Origin of the sequence: Catenuloplanes nepalensis (assembly GCF_030811575.1) — a bacterium.
GTDB lineage: Bacteria > Actinomycetota > Actinomycetes > Mycobacteriales > Micromonosporaceae > Catenuloplanes > Catenuloplanes nepalensis.
In genome coordinates, this window is record NZ_JAUSRA010000001.1 from 5,415,527 (window position 1) to 5,438,334 (window position 22,808).

The following is a 22,808-nucleotide window of genomic DNA, read 5'->3' on the forward strand; positions in this document are numbered from 1 at the left end:
ACCAGCGACTCCAAAGGAACTGATCGCAGAATCAGACGAGGGCTGGGGCGGCGATCAGCCGTCCCAGCCAGTTGGACCGGGTCTCGGCCGCGGCGCGGGCCATCGGCGACGACGGCACCAGCGCGTCCCACGCGTGCGTGCCGCCGGGCCAGACGTGCAGCTCGGCCGCGCCGCCGCCGGCCCAGATCCGGCTCGCGAACTCGACCGCCTCGTCCCGCAGCACCTCGGCCGATCCTACGTCGATGAACGCGGGCGGCAACCCGGAGAGGTCGCTCGCGCGGGCCGGCGCGGCATAGGCGGAGACGTCGGACGTGCCGGCCCGCGCGCCGAGCAGCGCGGACCACGCGAGCCGGTTGTGCGCGCCGGTCCAGGTGCCGCTGCGCGCGAACTGCCGCGCCGACGCGGTCCGGCCCCGGTCGTCCAGCATCGGGCAGATCAGCATCTGGCCGAGCAGCGCCGGGCCGCCGCGGTCGCGGGCCAGCAGCGCGGTGCCGGCCGCCAGTCCCCCGCCGGAGCTGGTGCCCGCGACGATCAGCCGGCCCGGGTCGATGCCGAGGTCGCCCGCGTTGCGCGCGGTCCAGGTCAGGCCCGCGTACGCGTCCTCCACCGGGTACGGATCCGGGTGCTCCGGCGCGAGCCGGTAGTCGACCGAGACCACCACCACGTCGTGCGCGGCCAGCAGCGGCAGGATCAACGACAGGCCGGTGAAGCGGGTGCCGCCGACCATCCCGCCGCCGTGCAGCACGAACAGGCCCGGCCCGGCGCCGGTGTGGTCCGGCCGGCTGAACACGGTGCCGGTCAGCGCGGCACCCCGGTAGCCGTCCACGGTGATGTCCCGCCGCACCACGTCGAAGACGCTCAGGTCCTCGTGGTTCGCGGTCCGCAGCCCCGCGATCAGCGAGTCGGCGGCCGGCACCGGGGCGTCGTGCACCAGGCCGGCGGCGGAGAGCACCGCCTCCACGGCCGGGTCGTAGGGAGGTCGCATGCTCTCAGTGGATCACGGGCGCATCGACGCGACGTTGACGGGCTGCACGGGCGGGGTACCGTCACCGAGCGGTGCAGTCGATCGAGGGGGAGAACATGGGCGGCAGCCCGATGCCGGCGATTCCGGCGTACGTGGACAGCCCGGCGCGGGAACGGCCGCCGGGCACACCACTGGGACGGTGGCTGCTCAAGGACCGGGTGCAGCCGGCCGGCCCGGAGAGCGACGAGTCGCACGCGCGCCCGCAGGCCTGGTGGAAGGTGATGTGCCTGACCGGCGTGGACTACTTCTCCACGCTCGCCTACCTGCCCGGCATCGCGGCGCTGGCCGCGGGCGTGCTGTCGCCGCTGGCCACGCTCCTGATCGTGGCGCTGACGCTGCTCGGCATGCTGCCGATGTACCGGCGGGTGGCCCGGGAGAGCCCGCACGGCCAGGGCTCGGTCGCGATGCTGGAGAACCTGCTGCCGTTCTGGTGGGGCAAGCTGTTCGTGCTGATCCTGCTCGGCTTCGTGGCCACGTCGTGGATCGTGACGATCACGCTCTCCGCCGCGGACGCGTCCGTGCACCTGCTGGAGAACCCGTACGTGCCGAGCGCGTTCCACGGGCAGGCCGTGCTGATCACCGTACTCATGCTGCTGGTCCTGGGCGGCGTGTTCCTGCTCGGCTTCAGCGAGGCGGTCGGCGTGGCGATCCCGCTGGTCGCGGTGTTCCTCGGGCTGAACCTGATCGTGGTCGGCGTGGGCCTGACCGACGTGTTCACCACGCCGGGCGCGCTGGCCGGCTGGACGACCGCGCTGACCACCGGGCAGGACGGCTTCTTCGGCGTGCTGACCACCGCGGTGATCGCGTTCCCGCTGCTGGTGCTGGGGCTGTCCGGCTTCGAGACCGGCGTGAGCATGATGCCGCTGGTCGCGGCGAACGGCGCGGACCCGGAGCAGCGGCTGGAGAACCGGGTGCGCAACACGCGCCGGCTGCTCACCGCGGCCGCCGTGATCATGAGCTTCTACCTGATCGCGACCAGCTTCGTGACCAGCGTGCTGATCCCGAGCGAGGCGTTCGAGGAGGGCGGTCCGGCGAACGGGCGCGCGTTGGCCTACCTCGCCCATGAGCGGCTCGGTGAGGCGTTCGGCACGGCGTACGACATCAGCACGATCTTGATCTTGTGGTTCGCCGGCGCGTCCGCGATGGCCGGCCTGATCAACATCGTGCCGCGCTACCTGCCGAGTTACGGCATGGCCCCGGAGTGGTCGCGCGCGGTCCGGCCGGTGGTGCTGGTCTACACGCTGATCAGCGTGGTGCTCACGATCGCGTTCGGCGCGGACGTGAACGCGCAGGCCGGCGCGTACGCGACCGGCATCCTCGCGATGATGGTCTCCGGCGCGGTCGCGGTGACCGTGTTCGCGTTCCGGCACCGCAAGCACTGGGCCGCGGCCGGATTCACCGTGCTGACGCTGGTGCTGGTCTACGCGATGGCGGAGAACATCATCGCGAAACCGGACGGCATCGCGATCTCCGCGCTGTTCATCGCCGGCATCATCGTGGTCTCGCTGATCTCCCGGGTGACGCGCACGACCGAGCTGCGTGCGGACCGGATCGAGTTCGACGACGCGGCCCGGGAGTTCATCGCGGACTCGATCGCGCACGACGGCGCGCTGAACCTGATCGCGCACCGCCGCCAGCGCGAGGACGCCGCGGAGTACGCCGAGAAGGAGGGCGAGCAGCGCGGCATCAACCCGGTCCCGGGCCGGGCCGACGTGCTGTTCCTGGAGGTCGAGGTGGCCGACCCGTCCGCGTTCAGCGGCGTGCTGCGGGTCTGCGGCGTGCAGGTCGGGCCGTATCGCATCCTGCGCACCAGCAGCCCGGCCGCGCCGAACGCGATAGCGGCCGTGCTGCTCGGGCTGCGCGACGCGACCGGCGTGCGCCCGCACTGCTACTTCGAGTGGGCCGAGGGCAGCCCGGTCGTGCACCTGCTGCGCTACCTGCTGCTCGGCCGCGGCGACACCGCGCCGGTGGTGCGCGAGATCATCCGGCAGACCGAGAAGGACGCGGCCCGCCGCCCCGGCATCCACGTCGGCTGATTTCAGGTCAGTCATCGTCAAGTGGCCGCTGCTTCACTGCGCCCGAGGCAGCGGCACTTGGGGGACTGACGGTGGAAGAGTTCGACGTCGTGGTGATCGGCTCGGGCATCGGCGGGATGACCGCGGCCCGGCTGCTCGCCCAGTTCGGCGGCAAGCGCGTCCTGGTGCTGGAGCAGCACTATCTGCTCGGCGGGCTGACGCACGAGTTCTCCCGCGCGGGGAGGTACCACTTCGGGACCGGGCTGCACTACATGGCCACCGGCGCCGGACCGTTCCTGGACTTCATGACGGACGGGCGGGTTCAGGTGCACACGCTGCCGGACGACTTCGACGTGCTGCACTTCCCGGGGTTCGAGTTCCGGATCCCGTCGTCGGCCGAGGCGTTCCGGGCGCGGCTGACCGAGACGTTCCCGGACGAGCACGCGGCGATCGAGCGGTTCCTCGCCGGGACCGGCCGGGCCGCGGCCGGGCTGACCGCGCGCAACGTGCTCGCAAGCTTCCCCGCGGCCGTGCGGGCCGTCGGCCACCCGATCGTCGAGCGGCTCTACCCGGCGGCGTACCGGACGCTCGCGGACGAGATCACCCGCACGTTCCGGGACCCACGGCTGCGGGCCGTCCTGGCCGCGCGCTGGGGCCTCTACGGCACGCCGCCCGCGACGGCCGCCTTCGGCTACCACGCGTCCGTGCCGCTCGGCTTCTACCGCAACGGCGGCGGGCATCCGGTCGGTGGCCCGAAGGAGATCAACACCATCATTCAACAGATCCTTCGCGGGTACGGTGTGGAGCTTCGCGCCCGGCAGACCGTGCACCGGATCGCCACCGAGCGAGGACGAGTCTCCGGCGTCGACGTCGAGGACACCACGACCGGCCGGCGGTACGCGGTGCGCGCCCGCACCGTCGTCTCGGCCGCGGGCGTCCGGAACACGTACGCGCTGCTCGGCGACGCGGTCCGGCCCCGCTGGCGGCGCCGGCTGGACGCGCTGGAGCCGGAGCCGTCCGCCGTGATGCTGTTCCTCGGGCTGGATCGGTCGCCGGCCGAGTTCGGCGTCCACGGCGAGAACCACTGGTGCATGCCGGACCTGGAACTGGCCGGGTTCCGGGAGCCCGGCGAGGGCACGCTCTACGTCTCGTTCGCGTCGCTGAACAACCCGGCGGCCCGGCACCACACGGTCGAGGTGCTGGAACTGTGCGACCCGGCGTTCATCGACGAGTGGCGGGGCACGGCCGAGGACGACCGGCCGGCGGGCTACCGCGCGCTGAAGGACCGGCTGACCCGGCGGCTGCTCGACCGGCTGGCGGAGCGCTGGCCCGGGCTGCGGGACACGATCACGGTGGCGGAGCTGGCGACGCCGTTGACCTACGAGACCTATCAGCGCAGCGTCCGGGGCGCGTTCTACGGGCTGGCGGCGACGCCGGGGCGGTTGCGCTCGCCGCTGGCGGGCAGCCGTACCCCGGTGAAGGGTTTGTTCGTGGCCGGTCAGGACGCCTGGAACCCGGGCGTGACCGCGGCGCTGGCCGGCGGCATGATGGCCGCGCAGGCCGCGCTGCGCCCGGCCGAGATGCGGACGATGTGGCAGACGATCCGCGGGCCGGTCGTTGGGCCTGACGGCCCCTGGCAGGGTTATCTGCGCGTCGCGCGGATCGAGACCCTGACGCCCGAGATCAGCCGGATCCGGCTCGCGCCGCTGGACGGTGGCGCGCTGCCGTTCACGTTCCTCGCCGGCCAGTATCTGAAAATCGACCTGCCGGTCGCGGTGGAGCCGATCGAGCGCTCCTACTCGATCTCCAGCGGGCCCGGCGAGACCGGTTTCGCGGACATCGCGGTGAAGCGGGAGCCGGACGGCCTCGGCTCGGCCTACCTGCACGACGAGTTGGTGGCCGGGCAGGCGCTGCGGGTCAGCGGACCGCACGGCGCGTTCACCTGGGACCCGGCCCGCGACGCGCGGCCAGCCGGCACGCTGCTGCTGATCGCCGGCGGCATCGGGATCACACCCCTGCTCAGTGTGCTCGCCGCGGCCGCGGACGCGGGCCACACGGGTCGCATCGTGCTGCTGGCCGGCGCGCGCGTGGTGCTCTTCCGGGACGATATCGCCGCGCTGCGGGAACGGCTGCCCGGGCTCGAGGTGGAACTCTTCACCGGGCGCCGGATCGGGCGTGACGCGCTCCGGCCGTACGCCGCGGCCGTGACCCGCGTGCACCTGTGCGGACCGGCGCCGATGATGCAGGACGTGCTCGGCCACCTGACCGCGCTCGGCGTGCCCCGGGACGCCGTGCACACCGAGGCGTTCGTGTCCGAGCGGAGCCGGCGCACCCGCCGGGAACGCGCACACGCGATCGCGCTCGCCGCGGACGCCGGCCGGTTCACCGTGGACGTGCGCGGCGAGGACACCGCGTTCGGCGTGCTGCCCGGCCAGACCGTGCTCGACGGCGCGAACGCGGCCGGTCTCGGGTTCGCGCAGTCGTGCGGCGAGGGCTCGTGCGGCACCTGCCGGGTCGTGGTGCTGTCCGGACCGTCCGAATCGGACACCCGCGGGATGTTCTCCGCCGCCGAGATCGACGCGGGCTGGCGGCTGGCCTGCCAGACGCTGCCCACCGGCGACCTCACGATCAGCCGGATGTCCTGAGATGGACGCGCTCGTGATCGCGAGCCTGCCGGTCGCGCTCGGCGTGGTCATGCTCGGCCTCGGCCTCTCGCTGACCGTGAACGACTTCCTGCGCGTCGGCCGCTACCCGAGGGCGGCACTGACCGCGCTGCTCTGCCAGGTCGTGCTACTGCCGGTGATCTGCCTCGGCCTGGTGTTCGCGTTCCCGCTGTCGCCGGCGACGGCGCTCGGGCTGATGCTGGTCGCGGCGTCGCCCGGCGGGCCGGCCGCGAACCTGTTCAGCCATCTCTTCGGCGGCGACGTCGCACTCAACGTGACGCTCACCGCGATCAACTCCGTACTCGTGGTGTTCACGCTGCCGGTCGTGGTGAACCTCTCCGCCGCGTTGCTGCTGCCGGACGGGACCGCACTCGGCCTGCGGTTCGGCAAGACGGCACAGGTCTTCACGATCGTGCTGCTGCCGGTCGCGGCCGGGATGCTGATCCGCGCCCGGATACCGGCACTCGCGAGGTGGCTGGACCGGCCGGTCCGGGTGCTGTCGATCGTGGTGCTGCTCACGGTGATCGGCGCGGTGCTCTGGGGCGTCCGGGCCGATCTGGCCGGTCACCTGGTCGCGGCCGGGCCGGCGGCGCTGGCGTTCAACCTCACGAGCCTGCTGATCGGGTACGGGGTGCCGCGCCTGACCGGCATCGAACGCCGGGCCGCGATCGCGGCCGGATTCGAGATCGGCATTCACAACACCGCGCTGGTCATCACGATCGCGTTGAGCCCGACGCTGCTGAACAGCGCGGAGGCGGCGGTGCCGGGCACGGTCTACGGCATCATCATGTTCGTCACCGCGGCCGGGTTCGGCTGGTTCCTCCGCGGCCGGACTGCCGTGAATCACCGGCGCGCCCCGGGACGGTCCGGTGAGGACAGCGCTGCTGCCGGCCTCAGGTGAGATCTTCTCCACTGGTCAGAGGCCGAGGAGGAAGCTCTCGGCGCGGGCGGCGAACAGGTGGGCGCCGCGCTCGCGGGACCGGTCCCGGGCCCGGCCGGCGGCGGCCTCCACCACGCCGGCCGGCTCGCCGCGGGCGTGCAGCAGGCGGGCTCGCAGCAGCAGGACCAGGCCCTCGGCGTAGCGCTGGCCGTAGTCGTCGAGGGCCCGCTCCGCACGGTCCAGCGCGGTGCCCGCCGCGTCCGGCTTCCCGGCGGCCAGCCACATCTCGGCGATCAGCGCGTGGTGGAACGCCACCCCGAAGCGCGGCGGGTCGACCAGCGTCGCGGCCAGCAGCGTCTCCGCCTCAGCCGCGACCCCTGCCTCGTCCTCGCCGGTCAGCGCGCGGGCCCAGAACCAGTCCAGCCGCACGTAGTGCTCCTGCTGCAACGCGAGATGCCCGGTGCCCATCGCGAACCACCGCTCGACCGCGCGCAGCACCCGGCCCGGGTCCCCGGCCAGCGCGGCGATCATGGTGGTGTAGTAGGCCCAGGTGCCGACCGCGTACGGGTCGGTCGGCGCGTTCCACTCGTCGATCATGGTCACGGCCGTGTCGACCTCGCCGTGCAGCGCGGTCACCACGGCCCGCCAGCCGGGCCACTCCCCCGACACGTCCCGCCGCACCGCGGTCGCTCCGTGTCCGGGCGCGTTGGGCCCGGGCACGCTGGATCCGGGGCCGCCAGGTTCGGGGTCGCCGTTCGGCTGCGCGGGTGCGGTGTCGAGCAGTGCGAGGTCGTTCGACGCGAACAGGCGGCGCGCCTCGCCGATCGCGCCGACGTCCCAGTGGTGCAGGCCCAGCGCCTGCCGGCCGTAGACCCGGACGACCGGCAGCGTGGACGCCTCGCCCTGCGCGTACAGCCGGCGGGCCAGGTGGCCGCGGTCCGGGTCCAGGAACGTGTAGGCGCCGAACAGGCGCGCGAAGAGCAGGCCGGCCGCGTCCGCCTCCCGGCCGAGCCGGCGGGCCAGCAGCTCCGCACGCTCCAGCAGGTCCGACGTGGTGCCACCGAACCCGGCCTGCCGGCGTGGCGCGATCGCGAGCAGCGACAGCGCGGACAGCTCCAGCTCCGGCAGCCCGGCCGTGCGCGCGATCCGCCCGGCCGTCTCCAGGTGCCGGTCCGCGGCCGCGAACGCGAGCTTCGTCGCGGCACGCCGGCCGGCCCGCTTCAACGCCTCCACGGTACGGACCGGGTCGGCCAGCGGCCCGGCGCTCAGCAGGTGGAAGGCGAGACGTTCGATGATCGACTCGTCGTCCGCCCGGCTGCGCTCCAGCGCGTCCGCCACCCGCAGGTGCAACCGGACCGCGTCCTGCCCCGCGGTCGTCTCCGTCACCGACTCGCGAACCAGGTCATGCGCGAAGCGCCAGGCGAACGCGTCGTCCGGGCTCGCCTCCAGCAGCCCGAGGCCGCGCAGCGGCTCCAGGCGGGCGAGGCAGTCCACCGGTTCCAGCCCGGCGGCCCGGGCGAGCAGCGCAACCTCGACGTCCCGGCCGATCAGCGCGGCCAGCCGCAACAGATCCCGGGCGCCGTCGTCCAGCCCGGCCATCCGCCCGCGCACCACGTCTCGCACGGTCGCCGGCACCCCGGCCCGCGCGACCATCCCAGAGCCACCACCATCGCCGGGGCCGCTGCCACCGCTGCCACCGCTGCCACCGCTGCTGTCGCCGCCGTCGCCGGTGCTGCTGTCGCGGTTGCCGTCGCTGATGAGCCGGGCTACCTCGCGGACGAAGAAGGGGTTGCCGCCGGTGCGCTCGTGGATGTCCCGGACGATGTCCGGGGCGGGTGTGGAGCCGGTCTCGCGGCGGACCAGTTCGGCCACGCCGGACTCGCCGAGCGGGCCGAGCCGCATCCGGCGGTGGAACGGCAGCCGGCCGGCGTCGGCCAGCACGCGGGACAGGCCGGAGCCGGGGACGGGCGCGCGATCACGCAGCGCACCGACCATGGCGGTGCCGGCCGGCAACCGGCCGGCGAGATGGCCGAAGAGCTGCAGCGAGGCGATGTCGGCCCACTGCAGGTCGTCGAGGACGAGCAGGACCGGCCGATCCGCCGCGGCCCGGCCGATGAACGTCACGGCCTGCTCGAACAGCCGGAACTGGGCGCGACCGCCGCCGGTCGCCGGGGCGACGTCCGCGCCGCGCGGGTCCAGCAGGTCGCCGAGCGCGCCGGTCAGCCACGACGCCCGGTCCGGGGCGGGCAGCGTGTCCAGGATCGCGCGGAGCGTCTGCTCCCACGGCCACATCGCCGGCGTGCCGTCTCCCTCCAGGCACCGTCCCCAGACCGCGAGCGCGCCGCGCCGGCCGGCCTCCGTGGCGATCTCCTCCAGCAGCCGGGTCTTGCCCACGCCCGGTTCGCCCTCGACGACCCGCAGCGCCACACCGCCGCCGAGCGCGGCCTCGACGGCCCGCCGCAGCACACCGATCTCCTCGTCCCGCCCGACCAGACCGCCGGCCGAACCTGAAGCCGCCGAGCCGGAAGCCGTGCCGGCCCTGTCCCGGTCGTCGGCCGGCGCGGGTGGGGCCGCGGTGCCGAAGCGCGGGGCCGGTGCGTCGGGCTGGGTCAGGACGCGGAGGTGGGCGGCGCGCAGGGCCGGGCCGGGGTCGATGCCGAGTTCGGCGGCGAGCCGGTCGCGGATCGTGCCGAACGCGGCGAGCGCCTCCGCCTGCCGGCCGGCCGCGCCGAGCACGGTGACCAGCGCGGCCTGCACCGGTTCGTGGAACGGCGCCATCGACGAGGCCAGCTGGACCGCCGGGACGACCCGGTCCGGCCGGCCCACCCGCAGCGCGAGGTCCGCGGCCGCCACACAGGCGGCGTAGAACTCGTCGTCGAGCCCGGCCAGGATCGCCGTCGCGGCCGGGCCGAACGGCAGTCCCGCGCCCGCGTGTCCCTGCCAGAGACCGAGCGCGATGAGGTGGTGGTCGAGCGCGACCGCCGCATCCGATGTGGACCGCGCGGCGGCGAGTCGCTCCCGGAAGTCGGTGAGGTCGAGCGTGCCCGGGTGAGGGCTGAACAGGTAGGCGTTGCCGCGGTGCAGCAGGTACGAGCCGGACGCGCGCGCCGGCACCTCGGGTTCGAGCAGCCGCCGCAGCACACCGACGTACTTCTGGATCACGTTGAGCGCGCTGGCCGGCGCGTCCTCCTCCCAGATCAGGTCGATCAGGTCGGTGGTGCTGATCGGCCGGCCGGCCCGCGCCAGCAGCAGGGCCAGCACCTTCGCCTGCTGTTGCGGCCCGGCACCGCGCTCGACACCGTCACGCCACAGCCGCAGCGGCCCGAGAATCCGCAGCCGAACGCCGTCACCGCCACCGGCCCGGACGGACTGTGCTGGCCTGGCCACGCCGACGACTCCCTCGTTCCGCTCGCGGCCGAAAGTCCGCGGTGGCACCGATGCTAGTGTCCCGGCCCCTCACCGGTCAGTCCCTCGCCCGCCGTCGGCTACCGGCCGATCCCCGCCCGCCCGCGGACCCCGGCCGGTCCGGCCCCGCCGACGGACGCCGCCGATTCCGCCCGCCGCCGACTACCGGCCAGGCCCCGCCCGCCCGCGGATGCCAGCCGGCCCCGCCCGCCCGCGGATGCCGGCCGGCCCCGCCCGCCCGCGGATGCCAGCCGGCCCCGCCCGCCCGCGGATGCCAGCCGGCCCCGCCCGCCCGCGGATGCCGGCCGGTCCGGCCCGCCGCCGGCTGCCGGCGGGCCGGATCGGCCGGGAAGTTGTGCTGTCCTTGCGGCCACGGACCTGACAGGGAGCCCGGCTACCGCCCCGACCACCCACCCCTAACCGGAGTGAACGCTCCGTCTCTGCGGCCGACCGTTGCCCGCGGGAGCATGCGGCAGGTGATGCGTGGCCAACGGGGTATATGAGATCTAAGGGGTTTGTGAAGTCAGAGGTTCTTCACGGGCAGGTCTCCACGTAGAGCGCGATCTTCTCGAACAGCGCGGTCTGCTCGGGTCGCTGCCCGGCCAGGTCGCGCAGCTGCCGGATCCAGTCCGTGCGGCCGTGTTCCGGCAGGTAGGCGGAGTGCCGGTAGATCAGCTGCTTCAGTTCGGCGTCCGGCGCGCCCGCCATGCCGCGCCGGATCCCGTCCAGGATGGCCCGGCTGGCCCCGTCGTCGAGCGGTCCCCTGGTCAGGTCGATCAGGTCGGTCAGCGCGTCGCCGCGCGTCTCCGGATCCTTGTCCAGCAGCGCCGGTACCACCGCGAGCGACCGCTGCTGCCGCCCCTCCCCCGCGCCGAGGTAGTCGAACGCGGCGCCGGCCAGAGCGGTGTCCGCGCGGGCCTCGATGCGCAGGATCGCCTCCCACGCGGCGAACAGGTCCTTGCGTACCGTCCCGAGCGTGCCGATCCGCGGCAGCAGCGTCTTCAGCGCGGAGCCGTGCTCGGCCAGCGCGCCCCGGATCGCGGCCACGTCGCTGACCGGCGTGGACAGGAACGACAGCAGCCGCTCGTCGGCCTCCGGACCGGCCGGGGTGAGCGCGGGCCGGGCCGCACCGGCCTTGCGCAGCAGGTCCGTGGTGATCGTCCGCATCGGCGCGGCGATCGTGTTGCCGGCCGCGTCCCGGGCCGACCACAGGTTGTCCAGGTTCAGGTTCAGCCCGCCGCCGGACGTACGCGGCTGGTGCACCATCGCGAAGTCGTAGCCGCCGAGCAGCGCGGTGACGGCCGGCGGCGCGTCGCCGTGGATCACCACGATCGGCGGGTCGCCGCCGGCCTGCTGGTTGCGCCGGTGCTGGAACAGCATCCATTCGAGGTTGGCGAGCTGCCCCTCGGACGGGCCACGCGACTGCCGGTCGGTCGCGACCACCAGCACGGGCGCGTCGACGCCCTCGGCCGCGGCCGTGATCTCGGCGCGGAACCGGTCGGTCAGCGCGCCGGGCGACCCGATCACGTCGACGCTGCGGCCGGTGGCACCGATCGGCAGCGCGTGCACCGCGGGCGTGCGGTTGACCGGCCGGGCCGCGGCGGCGGGCCGGGCCGCGCGGATCTCGTCGAGCCAGGTGGCCAGGTCCTGCTCGCCGGCGACCGGGGTGAACGTGATCCGCGATGGCGCGGCCGGTAGCAGCGCCGCGTCCGCGGTGCCAGGGTCCAGGAAGGACACGCCGTGCGCGTCGTGCAGCGCGAGGACGGTCAGCTCGGCACCGGACGGCGCGCGGACCGTGACGAACGCGCGGGTGCCCGGCTCCGCGACCGCGGCGAGCAGGTCGCCGTACCCGGCGATGTCCCTGGACGGCGTGCCGCCGGTGTCCGCGGGCCGCAGCGGCCGGGACAGGCGGCGCAGCGTCTCCGCGTAGGCGTGCCGGGCCAGTGGCGCGGGCAGGCCGAGCCGCACGCCGTCGTCGCCGAAGACCAGCCGGGCCCGGGGGTACGGCGTGCGCAGCGCCAGGTCCAGCACCTCCGGCGGCACGTTCGCGTACGCGTCCGCGGCCCGGTGCCGGTCCGGCAGCACGCGCAGGAACTCCGCACCAGCGGCCGGGACCACCCGCATGCCGCCGTCCACGCCGATCACCCGGTGCGGCCCGATCGGCGGGCCGGCGGCGAGCCCGGCCCGGGGCACCTCGACCGGCAGGCCGATCAGGTCGGCGCGCCGGGCCACGTCGGCCAGGGTCAGGCCGTCCGGGGCGAGCCGCACCACGTACCGGTCGGCGGACTCCGGTGGTACGCCGCGGAGGAACTGGTGGAGCACGCCCTGCGCGCGGGCCACGCCGGGGTGGGTGCCGCCGGCCAGCGCGTCGGTGATCTCCTTGCCGAACGTCAGGTACGCGTACTGCTTCATCGCGGGCAGCCCGGTGGTGGCGCGCAGCCGCGGGTCCCGGTTCCGGGTCGAGATCGACTCGGTGTGCAGGTGGGCACCGGTCGCGGTCGGCAGCATGTGGTCGATGCAGATGGCGTCCGCGTGCCGGATGGCGATCGGCAGGTCCACGGTGGTTCCCCCTTAACAGTTCGACAGTGTGTAGGTGACGGCGTCGAGGACCTGGGCGCGCAGCCGCCGCACCTCGTCGCCGTCCGCGGCGAGCCGGTCCCGCAGCTCGTCCAGCCGGCCCACCCACGCGGTCCGGTCGACCGGGTCGAGGCACTCCTCCGGCAGCGTGCCGGGCCGGCGGCTCGCGATCGTGCCGGCCATCGCGACGAACCGGGCGGTGACCGCGGCCGAGTCCGTGCGCAGGTCCGCCGCGGGGAGGCCGAGCAGCTCGACGACGATCTCGAAGACCCGCGTGTTCGCCCGGTCGAGCCGGTTCGCGGTGCCGGCCCGCAGCAGCGACAGCGTCTCGGCGTGGCTGAGCTGCCCGGCCAGCATGAGCTGGAAGAGCAGCCCGTCCATCGCGAACCGGTCGCGCCTGGTGCGTCCGGCGGCCGCGAGGAAGTCGTAGACGAACGTGGGCGGCACCGGTCCGCGTCTCCCCGCGTCGTAGGCCGGCTCCAGCGCCAGGAACGAGGTCGCGGACGGTGTCAGCCGGGCCGGTGGGACGCCGTCCGCGCGACGCGCGGTCTCCAGGGCCAGCAGCAGGCCGGGCAGGCGCTGGTCGGCCGGGTTCTCCGCGATCACCTGGCGCAGCTCGTCCGCGACGGCCGGCGCGCGCAGCCCGGCGTCGTGCTCCCGCTGGTAGGCCTCGGCCCGCGCCCAGTCCGGGGTGGCGATCCACTCGGCCAGCACCGGCGTGAGCGTGCGGTGCACCGGCTGTGGCAGCGCGTCCGCGCGCCGCAGCGCCGCCCGCGGGCTCTCCAGCAGGTCGACCGGGTTCGGCGCGCCGGGCTCGAACAGCTGCCAGACCAGTTCGAAGCCGAGCATCCGCTCCTGGAACGCGACCGGCCGATGGGTGCGGCGGACCGCCTCGAACGCGTCCTCGGTCACCTTGGTCCCCGGTGTCGCGGCCACGATCGGCATCACGCCGCGCCAGGCGTCGTTGCGCAGCATCCGGTCGAGTTGCCGGACCGCCTCCAGCGCGGTCTCGGCCGGGCCGCCGAGGCTGATCGCCACCATCGGTGCCCCGGACGAGCCGCGCGCCGCCTCGGTCAGCTGCCGTAGCGTGGCCGCGGCCCGGGCGCCGGTGAAGTCGCCGAGCATCCGGATCTCCCGGGGCGGTGCCGTCTCCTTCGGAGACTCGGTCGACGGCGCGAGATCCAGCGAGGGTACGGACCGCGGCGCCGCGATCCGGCCGGACGCGCGACGGCCGGTCCGGTCGCCCGCGGCCCGGTTGGTCAGCGCGGCCGGCAGCGCCTCGCGCAGGTTCACCGGACGGCCGCGCTCGTCGAGCATCAGCACTTCGGTGTCGGTCTTCCGGAACATCCGGGCGTGCTGGTCGGTGATGAGTCCGCGCAGGCTGTCCGCCATGGTCCCGATCGACGCGGTCAGCGCGGACGCGCCGTGCCGCTGGCCGTCGACCCAGATCATCCGGCCGCCGCCGACGGACATCACCCAGAACAGGTGCGACATGCCACCGGGCGGCGGCGGCACCCGTACCGCGATCATGCTGCCGGGCCGGGCGGCCGCGTACTGCCAGAGCATGTCCGGGTCGTAGAGCCGGGCGAAGTCGCCGCGCAGCGACGTGGCCAGGTCGTCCGCCGCGCCGTGCCCGGCCCGGTCGGTGTCGGTGGTGCCGTTGGCGGTGCGGCGGTGGACCGCGATGAACGCGCCGAACGCGCGGATCACGCAGTCCTCGGGTGTCGCCGGCGCCTGTCGCGCTCCGGGGGCGGGCGCGGCCACCTCGGTCGCGGCGGTCCAGTCGCGGAGCCGCTGCACGGCCGCGTCCAGTTCGGCCTGCCGCAGCAGGTTCGGCGCGGCCGGGCGGTGCGCGGCGAGCCGTTCGACCATGAACCGCCGGTCCGCGACGAAGGCCGGCGGTGCGTCGTCCGCGATCGCCTGGACCAGCGCCTGGTCGATGATCCCGAGCGTGGTGCGCGGGCCGAAGACCTCCGCGGCCTTCTCCGACGGGATGCGCGCGATCAGCCCGTGCGGGACGTCGCTGCGCACCCAGGCCCGGCCGTTCGCGGACGTGCCGATCAGCGTCAGGTCGAACCAGAAGTAGTCGTAGTCGCCGGCCTTCTTCTCGTAGGTGATGGCCACGTCGCCGGCGCCGCTCGCGGCCCCGCCGCTGCGGCCCCCGCCGGCGGACGGGCCGGTGGCGGCGATCAGCTTGTCGTCGCCCTCGCGCGGTCCGGCCTCCACCTCGACCGGCCGGATGTTGAGGCCGGACCGCTCGTTGCGCTGCTGTGCCAGGGCCGACACCGTGATCGGCATGTTCGTCGCGCGGTAGTCGCCGCGGGACAGCCAGGTGGCGCCGCGCAGCACCGCCCGGACCGTGAACTCGTCCGTACCGTCGCCCTTGATCGTGTAGCTGCCGTTCAGCAGCCGGGTGATGTTCGGGGTGACGTTCGTGCTGCTGAGCGCCGCCTTGACCGAGGTCAGCGCGGTGGAGAGGGACGCGTACCCGGGCAGGCGGGGTGGTGGTTTGGCGGTGTCGTAGCGTTCCGCGCCGGGCATGCGGGTGGCCGGGAGCCAGCTGGTGAACCGGTCGAAGCCGAAGATCTCCAGCCCCTGCACGTGCTGCGCCAGCCGCGCGGTGACGGCCAGGTCGGCCTGGAGGTCGGCCGGTCCGCCCGCCGGTGGGTTGCGGTTGAAGACCTCCACCGAGGCGGGCCGGATGTCCGCGGCGGTCTCCGGCAGCTCGCCGCGCAGGTGCGGCACGTTCTCGAACGGCGGCCGTTCCTGCGTCAGGTGACTCGGCGTGATCAGCCGCAACCGGCCCGGGACCGTCTCGGTGTGCTTCGGCTTCCGGGTCCCGGTCACCGCGTCCTGGAGCAGCGTGCGCAGCCAGCCGTCGGAGATGGTGTCGACCATCTTGACCGTCGCCGACCCCAGGGAGATCACCGACTCGAGCGCCTGCGGCAGGTCGGAGGCCTCGAAGAACTCCAGCTTGAGTACGGTGTGCGCGCCGAACTCCTGACTGTCCGGGTTGGTCGGTGACACGCGCAGGTACGGCTGATCGGACCGGGTGCGGCTCTCGACCGTGGTCCGGCCGAACTCCACCTCCGCGCCGGTGCCGATCGCCATCCGCGCCTCGCCCGGGCCGAACCGCGCGTCGCCGGCCGGGCCGATCTTGACGCCCCGGTCCACCGACCTGGACTCGCCCTCCTGGTCGACACCACCCTTGCTGATCGTGCCCTTCACGTCCGGGCGCGGCCGCCGGTAGGTGAGCGGCCCGTCCTCGGCGGTGAGCCGGATGCCGATCCGCCTGACGCCGCCGATCGCGCGGTTGAACGTGATCAGCGCCTCCAGGCCGTCCCGCCGGATGGTCCGGTAGTGCGCCTTGATCGCGCTGGTGCGGAAGAGGTTCTCCACGGCCAGCGAGAGCGTCGGGTCGTCGATCGCCACGTCCATCCGGCGGAGGCGATCCTTGACCACGGCGAGGACGTCCTGCCGTTCCGTGCCGTTCCTGAGCCGGGACGCGGTCAGTTTCTCCACCGGGGAGGCGGCGAACGCCAGTTCCTTGTGGATCGGCGTCAGCTCGGCCGTCTTCGCCGGCATCACCCGCTCGTCCGCGGGCGGGATCGGCAGCCCCAGCTCCTTCGCGGTCACGTGCGGCGTGGACGCGTCCAGTCCGTGCGCGATCCGCAGGTCGTGCTCGTGCCGGGTGAGCTTGCCGCCGCGCGACCAGCGCTCGTAGGTGATCAGGTAGACCGCGTCGGCCGAGTGGTTGTAGGAGCGGCCCTCGTACCCGGCGCGGGTGGTGGAGGTGCCGCCGTCCAGCGCGGACGTGGTCACCCCCCAGCGACCGGAGGCGACGGCGTCGAGCCCGAGGTTGACGTGGTCGGCGCCGCGGCTGGCCGCCGGCACCTGCTGGCCGGGTGACGGGTCCTGGCCGGGCACGTAACCGCTGGTCTTGGCGCCCTCACCGTCGTCCGGCACCGCGGCGGCGCCGGGCCCCCACTGGAAGATGCCGCCCAGACCGACCGTGGCCGCCGCGCTCTTCGCGTTGCCCTCGCTACCGCCGCTCTGCACGCCGGAGTCCTGGTAGTCGCGGTTGGTGGCGCCGTCGGTGGGCCGGGTGAACCGCGCGTTCGCCGGAAGCAGGCGGACCCGGAGCTGACGGACCGCGCCGTCCGGCCCCCGGCTCAGCGGCACCACGATGCCGAGGCGGGTCATCATGTCGCTGGCCCGGGCCTCCAGGAAGTCGGGGCGGATGCCGTCCGCGACGCCGCTCTCGATCGACAGCCGGCCGCCGCCGGGTGCGAGGTCGCGCAGCATGGCGGTGGTGGCGGAGCCGTCCCGGGGCACGTTGTCGGTCGCGTCGATGAACGCCTGCACGGACTCGGCCAGCGCACCGACCTGGTTCAGCCAGACGTACATGCCCTCGGTGTTGCCGTCCACCGTGGACAGGTAGCCGTCGGGTTCGCCGCCGTTCAGCCAGGAGCGGGCGGCGCGCGACTCGTCGGCGGTCAGCCGGGTGACCGGGGGCCGGTCGCCGGGCAGCGGCTCCTGGGTGTGCGCGGTGCCGGGCGCGGGCGCGAGGTCCTCCTCCGCCACCCGGACCGGGGCGTGGAAGCCCTCGCCGCCGTACGTGCGGGTGCTGACGTCGTTGAGGACCTTGCCCTTCTTGTCCGTCACCGACACCGTGAGCTGGTAGCGCACGTCGTAGTCGAACTCGGTGAGCGTGCCGCGGACCTTGCGCCGCCGGGCACCGGCCTGGGTCAGGCCGGCCAGGTTCGCGTACTCGCGGTCGTACGCGGCCTGGAGGTCGACGAGCCGCACCCGCATGCCGAAGAAGTCCTTGATGCTCGCCCGGCCGGAGCCGTCCACGCGCGCGCCGACCTGGTATGCCAGCAGCTCACGGACGCTGAGCCCGGAACGGCCGGTGCGCTTGGTGTCGAGCAGGTAGTCCGGCACGGTGCGTATCTCGCGGAGGTCGCCGAGCTCGCCGGTCAGGTTCACCCGGAACGTCAGGTCGCCGACCGCGTACGTGTCGGTGATCCCGCCGTCGAAGAGGGACCGCTGGAAGCCGCGCAGGCCCGGCACGCCGAGCTTCGCGACCAGTTCCGCGAACCGCTTGGTCCGGTTCTCCCGCTTCAGCGTCTTGCCGGCCTTCTTCATCTGGTACTGGAGCAGCCGCAGCGCGTCCCCGAAGATCAGCTCCGCGCCGGGCATCTCCTTCATCACCCCGGGGCCCAGGCCGGTACGGGCGGCCATCGCCCACGGCTCGCGGGTCTGCCCGGAGAGCGGCTTGAGGTCGCCGTTCACCCAGCCGTCCGTGGAGACGACGTGCCGCCTGATTCCGGCCGGCGTCCTGCCCTCCGCTATCGCGGCCGGCAGCGTCTGCCCGGCCAGCCGGGTGCCGGTCCGGTCCACCACCTCGACCCGGGGGTGCGCGGACAGCGCCGCGACGATCGCGGGCGGCACCCCCTCGGCCAGCTGGACCTGCGCGTACTCGGGCACGTCGAGCCCGTCCAGGAAGCCGCGGACCGATGCCAGTGCCTCGGCCGCGGGTACGGTGGTGTGCCGCTCCGCCGGCAGGTAGAGCGCCGGGTTCGGCACCGGCGTACCCGGCCCGCCGGAGCCCAGCGGGATCGCGCTGAGCACCAGCCCCCGCTCGTCGACCAGGTAGCGGAACGCGGGGCCGCCCGGCGTCACCGGGTCGCCGTCGCCGCGCAGCCGCACCCGGCCGGTCAGCACGGACAGGCTCCGCAGGGCGTCGGGCAGGCCGGTGAACGCGGGCGCGGTGGCCCGGCCCCGGACGGCCAGCTCGATCGGGGCCTTCTTGGCCAGCGCGAACAGGTCGACCGCGTCCCGGACGCCGTGCGCGCCCCACGGATCCGCGCCCGCGGCGGGCCGCGCGGCCGGGCCGCCCACCGGGTACGCCGGGTTCGGCACGTACTCGGCGGAGACCGGCTCCGGGTGCCCGGGGTCAGCGGAGCGGGTGAACACGGTCGCGCCCACGATCCGGTCCGCGTTCGCCGGGTCGGTCTGGTAGCGGATGTCCGGCACGTCGTTCACGCTCGCGTAGACGTCACCGGGCCGCCGGACGGGCACGGAGGCGTCCGCCGCCCACTGCCAGAGCCCGTCCGGGTTCCGGTCCTCCGGCAGCATGATCTCGATCCGGTGCGTCGCCGCGATCTTCCGCAGCTCGGCCGGTGAGGTGACGCCGCCGCGCGGGAACGGCCTGACCGGCTTGGCGTTCGTGCCCGCGAGCGTCAGCGTGCCCCTCGGCAGCTCCACCGCGTCGCGCAGCAGCGGGTTCGCCAGCAGCTGCTCCTCGAACTGGGCCGCGTACTTCGCGGGCACGGCCAGCTCGATGACCGTGGGGTGCCGCACGGTGAGCTGGCCCCGGTTGGAGTCGAGCGTCATCTCGGCGGCGACCGTGGCCGCGTACCGGATCAGCTTGTCGCCGCGGACCAGCAGGTAGGCCGCGGTGGACTCGATGCTGGCGGACCGGTCCACGTCCCGGTTCATCTTGAGCGTGAGGACGTCCAGGCGGGGCAGGACCAGGTGGTCGCCGACGCTCAGCGGGAACTCGGCGCCGAGCCGGCCGCCGACCACGGAGCTGCCGCCGCGCCCGGTCGACCGGGTGGTTGTCCCGCCCGCGTCGTTACGGATCATCGCGTCCGGTGTCTCGATGATCCGGCGCAGGTCGATCAGCTTGCCGCCGGTCCGCAGGTGGCCGTCGAGGTGCTTGCCCCGGCCGAGCCCCATGGAGATGTGCGGCGACACCCCGGCGTCCGCGGTCCACCACTGGTTCTGCTGCTTGACCGCCCGGGGGTTGAGGAACTCCTGGCGGATCTTGTCGACCACGCGCGCGGACTGGGTGGCGTTGAGCTTGAACGCGGGGTCGGTGCGCAGCCGGTTGCCGAGTTCGGTGAGCGGGTCGGCGAAGTCGGCCGCGGTGACGACGTAGTCCTGCGCGAGCAGCGCGCCCGGGTTCCGCACCCGCGTCGCCTCGCCGACCGTCATCGGGTCCTCCGCGTCGCGGTGCGTGGAGACCAGCTGCGGCGACGCGATCATCAGGTGCCTGCCGAGGTCGTGGCTGGCGATCCGCTGCCCGTCGACCTCGACGATCACCCGGGCGTCCCAGTCGTACTCGTTCAGCGCCCAGTCGCCGGTGAACGCGAAGTTCTCCGAGTTGGCCCGGCCGCCGGCCACCTCGGCCCAGCGCCGCGAGCCGCCGGTGAACATGCGCAGGACCGGGCCGACCACGCCCTGCAGCACCTCGTCCGCGACGGCCAGCACGGTGATCAGGCCGAGCGGCATGTTCCAGGAGCGGGAGCCGCCGCGCGACCGGCTGTAGGACTTCTCGCCGAACCGCAGTTGCAGCTGCACGTCCTGACCGGTACGGCCCGCTCGGATCGGGCGGACCCGGCGGAACCGCTCGTTCACCGGCTCGGCGAACACGCGGACGTGCCTGCCGTTGAACTCCCCGGTCACGCCGCCGCCCTCGATCAACTTCTCCCAGTCCTCGGCCTTCCGGGAGCCGAGCGTCTCGGTCAGCCACGACTCGAGGTCCGCGCCGTCGGCCCGCCACGGCCGCGCCGAGTCACCCACGGACGGCCGGATCCGCGCGGTCAGCGCCCGCACGTCGGCCGGGTCGAGCGTGGCGACCTCGCGGAGGTGGCTGTCGCCGAGCACGTGCCGCTCGCGCAGGAACCAGGGCGCGGACGGCGCGGTCGCGGCCTCGATCCGGGCGCGCAGCGTGGCCACGTCGCCCGCGGTCGCGGCCAGCACCCGGCGGAGCGCGCCGGCCGCGTCGGACGTGCCGTGCCACGCCTCGCCGGGCAGCCGGCCGTCCGGGTCCATCAGGCGGGTGATCAGGCCGGCGAGGTCGGCCGGCCGCCCGGTCAGCCGCGCGGCCTCGATCTCGTTCCGGGCCAGGCTCATCGCGTCCGCGCGTACCGTCTCGGCCGCGGGCTGCGCGGCGTCGAAGCGGTCCGCGAGCGTGTTCCACAGCGTCAGCGCCGAGTGCCGGCCGGCCAGTCGCTCGGCCTCGCCGTCCACCGTCGCCGTGCCGGAGTGCCGGGCCAGCGTGCCCAGGTAGGCGACGTGCGCCTCTTCCAGGTCGTCCTCGGTCGCCGCGTGGTCGCCGCGCGCGGACCGCTGGACGCCGGCCAGGTGGTGCAGGTAGGCGAGCCGGCCGACGTCGTCGACCGTGATCGCCGCGCCGCGCGCCGCGATCGTGGCGACCTCGGCCGCCGCGTCGCGGTAGGCCTGCCGCAGCGCGGAGCCGTCCGCCTCGGCGTCCGCCATCCGCGCGTCCAGGCGGCGCGCGTCGCCGAGTTCCAGCCGGGCCCAGTCCGAGGCCGTGTCCCGCAGGTGGGTGAGGTGCGCGTCGAGCAGGTCCCGGTTCGCGGCCGCGGTGTCCCGGGCGGTGGCCGCGTCGTCCCGGCGCCGCACCTCCTCGGCGCGCAGGCCGGGGATCCGGCCGTGCTCCGCGCGCAGCGTGGCGACGCCGGCCCGGAGGTCCGCCGCGTGGGTCTGGGCCGCGTCCTCCACGCCGCGCAGCCGGGTGATCTCCGCATCCTCCGCGAGGCCCTGCCGGGTGAGCTGGTCGACCAGCCGGCTCGCGTCGACGGAGGCCTGGCTCAGGCGAGCGTGGTCGGCGGGTGTGGCCCGGCTCAACGCGTCGAACGCCCGGCCGCGCGCGACCCGGGCCGCCTCGATCCGGGCCGTCAGCGCGGCCCGGGCCTGTTCCGCGGCGGCGCGCGCGTCCCGGGCCGTGGTGAACGCGCCGTCCGCGGTGACGACGCGCGCCTCCTCGGCCGGGATCCGGGTGGTCAGCTCCGCGCTCCGGGCGTCGTGCGCGGCGATCGCGGCGCCGGCCGCGCGTACCGTGGCGTCGTGCCCGGCCCTGGCCGTCTCGAACCGGTCCCGGATCGGCGGCAGCCGGTTGGTCAGCAGGTCGTCGAGCGCGGTGAACTGCTGCTGCGGCGTGCCGTCGCGGAGCGCGTCACCGACCGCCTCGACCTGCGCCCGGACCAGCTCCTCCGGGCCCTCCGCGCCGGATGTGACTCCGGGCGTCGCGTCCGCGCGGGGTGCCGGCCGGGTCGGTTCCAGGTGACCGGCGGCGGCCCGGCCGAGCGGCGCGTCGATCAGCGCGTCCACCAGGCTGGTCGGCCTGTCGAGCAGGCCGGTCGGCGCGTCCGGCAGGCCGGGCCGCGACTCCGGCGCGCCGGTCCGGGCATCCCGGCGGCCGGGTTCGCGCGGCTCCGAACGCAGCAGGCGGACCGTGGTGCCGGGCGGCGGGTTCGCGGCGTCGGCCGGGTCGAACGGGCGCAGCGCGTCGGCCGGGTCGGCCGCGAGGTCGACCCACCACAGTGCGCCGTCGCGCGGCACCAGCCAGCGCACCGTGCCCGGCCCACCGTCCGCGCCCGGCACGTGCACCAGCGCGGGCTCGTCCAGCGTCGTCCCGGTCAGCGACTCCGGCGTGCGTGCCTCGCCGCCGAACAGCCGCAGCAGCGCGGCCTCGGACATCGGATGCACGGCCCCGGCAAGCGCCGCGAGGTTCGTCCCGGGTGGCGCCCCGAGCAACAGCCCGGCCGCGAGCTGATAGCCGGCCTGCCACTGCGCGGCGCCGGAGACCGAGCCGGAGCGGGGCACCCGGTGCTCCTCCCGGGCCTCGGCCACCCGCGCGGCCAGCCGCTCCAGCCGGGTCCAGAGCGGCGTGCGCCGGTCCACGGCCAGCTCCGCCGCGGTGGTCAGCACCGCGCGCATCGCGGCCAGCCCCTTCGGCAGTACGTGCAGCGCGCCGCCCTCCCGGACCAGGCGCGCCGCGTCCCGCACCGGTGGGGTGTCGCCGCGCCGGGCCGAGCGGGCCGGCAGCGCGTCCAGCACCGTGATCGGCACGCCGACCAGGTCCGCGGCGGTCAGCCAGGTCCGCTCCGCACCGGCGGCCGCGACCGTGGTGATCCGCGCGCCGGCGCCGAGCTCGCCGAGCAGGTCCCTGGTCACCCGCTGCACGGTCTCCAGCGCGGCCACGTCGCTCAGCCCGCGCGCGTCCATGAAGAACGCGGGACCGCCCGCCCGCTCGCCCACGTTCATGGCGCGCTGCAACTCGATCAGGTCGACCGGCGTCCCCATCGGATAGGGGTGGAAGAAGACGCCGTTGTCGATCGGGATCAGCCGCCCGTCCGGGCACAGGGCCGTGAAAGGGTCGAGTGTGCCGGTTGCGGACATGCCGTCTCCCAACTGTGCTGCGAGGCGTA

Annotated in this window: 7 protein-coding genes; 3 read left to right on the forward strand and 4 right to left on the reverse strand. The window is 74.8% G+C overall.

What is annotated here, in order from left to right; all coding sequences use genetic code 11:
- Positions 1-31 precede the first annotated feature (31 nt).
- On the reverse strand, positions 32-985 hold the full coding sequence (locus tag J2S43_RS23305; RefSeq protein WP_306832560.1) for an alpha/beta hydrolase: 954 nt from the start codon (positions 983-985) through the stop codon (positions 32-34).
- Between the two features lie 95 nt (positions 986-1,080).
- Between J2S43_RS23305 and J2S43_RS23310 the strand changes: the two genes are divergently transcribed.
- The 3 genes from J2S43_RS23310 (at position 1,081) to J2S43_RS23320 (ending at position 6,603) form a co-directional block, all read left to right on the forward strand.
- Entirely contained in the window at positions 1,081-3,060 is a 1,980-nt protein-coding gene (locus J2S43_RS23310; protein ID WP_370881777.1) for an APC family permease, read from the forward strand.
- A gap of 71 nt (positions 3,061-3,131) precedes the next feature.
- Positions 3,132-5,684: a 2Fe-2S iron-sulfur cluster-binding protein gene (locus J2S43_RS23315; protein WP_306832562.1), complete on the forward strand. Its 2,553-nt coding sequence runs from the start codon at positions 3,132-3,134 to the stop codon at positions 5,682-5,684.
- 1 nt (position 5,685) lies between these two features.
- Complete coding sequence (locus J2S43_RS23320; RefSeq protein ID WP_306832564.1) at positions 5,686-6,603, forward strand: bile acid:sodium symporter family protein; 918 nt, start codon at positions 5,686-5,688, stop codon at positions 6,601-6,603.
- A gap of 15 nt (positions 6,604-6,618) precedes the next feature.
- Here the strand turns inward: J2S43_RS23320 and J2S43_RS23325 are convergent, their stop codons facing one another.
- The 3 genes from J2S43_RS23325 to J2S43_RS23335 all read right to left on the reverse strand — a co-directional run bounded on the left by J2S43_RS23325 (position 6,619) and on the right by J2S43_RS23335 (position 22,779).
- The gene (locus J2S43_RS23325; protein WP_306832566.1) at positions 6,619-9,969 is read right to left on the reverse strand and encodes an ATP-binding protein; all 3,351 of its coding nucleotides are present in this window, start codon (positions 9,967-9,969) and stop codon (positions 6,619-6,621) included.
- A 552-nt stretch (positions 9,970-10,521) separates the two neighbouring features.
- Positions 10,522-12,546 (reverse strand): hypothetical protein, encoded by a 2,025-nt coding sequence (locus J2S43_RS23330; RefSeq protein ID WP_306832568.1) that lies wholly within the window; start codon positions 12,544-12,546, stop codon positions 10,522-10,524.
- Positions 12,547-12,558: 12 nt separating this feature from the next.
- Positions 12,559-22,779, reverse strand: coding sequence for a hypothetical protein (locus J2S43_RS23335; protein ID WP_306832570.1), 10,221 nt, complete (start codon positions 22,777-22,779; stop codon positions 12,559-12,561).
- Positions 22,780-22,808 lie beyond the last annotated feature (29 nt).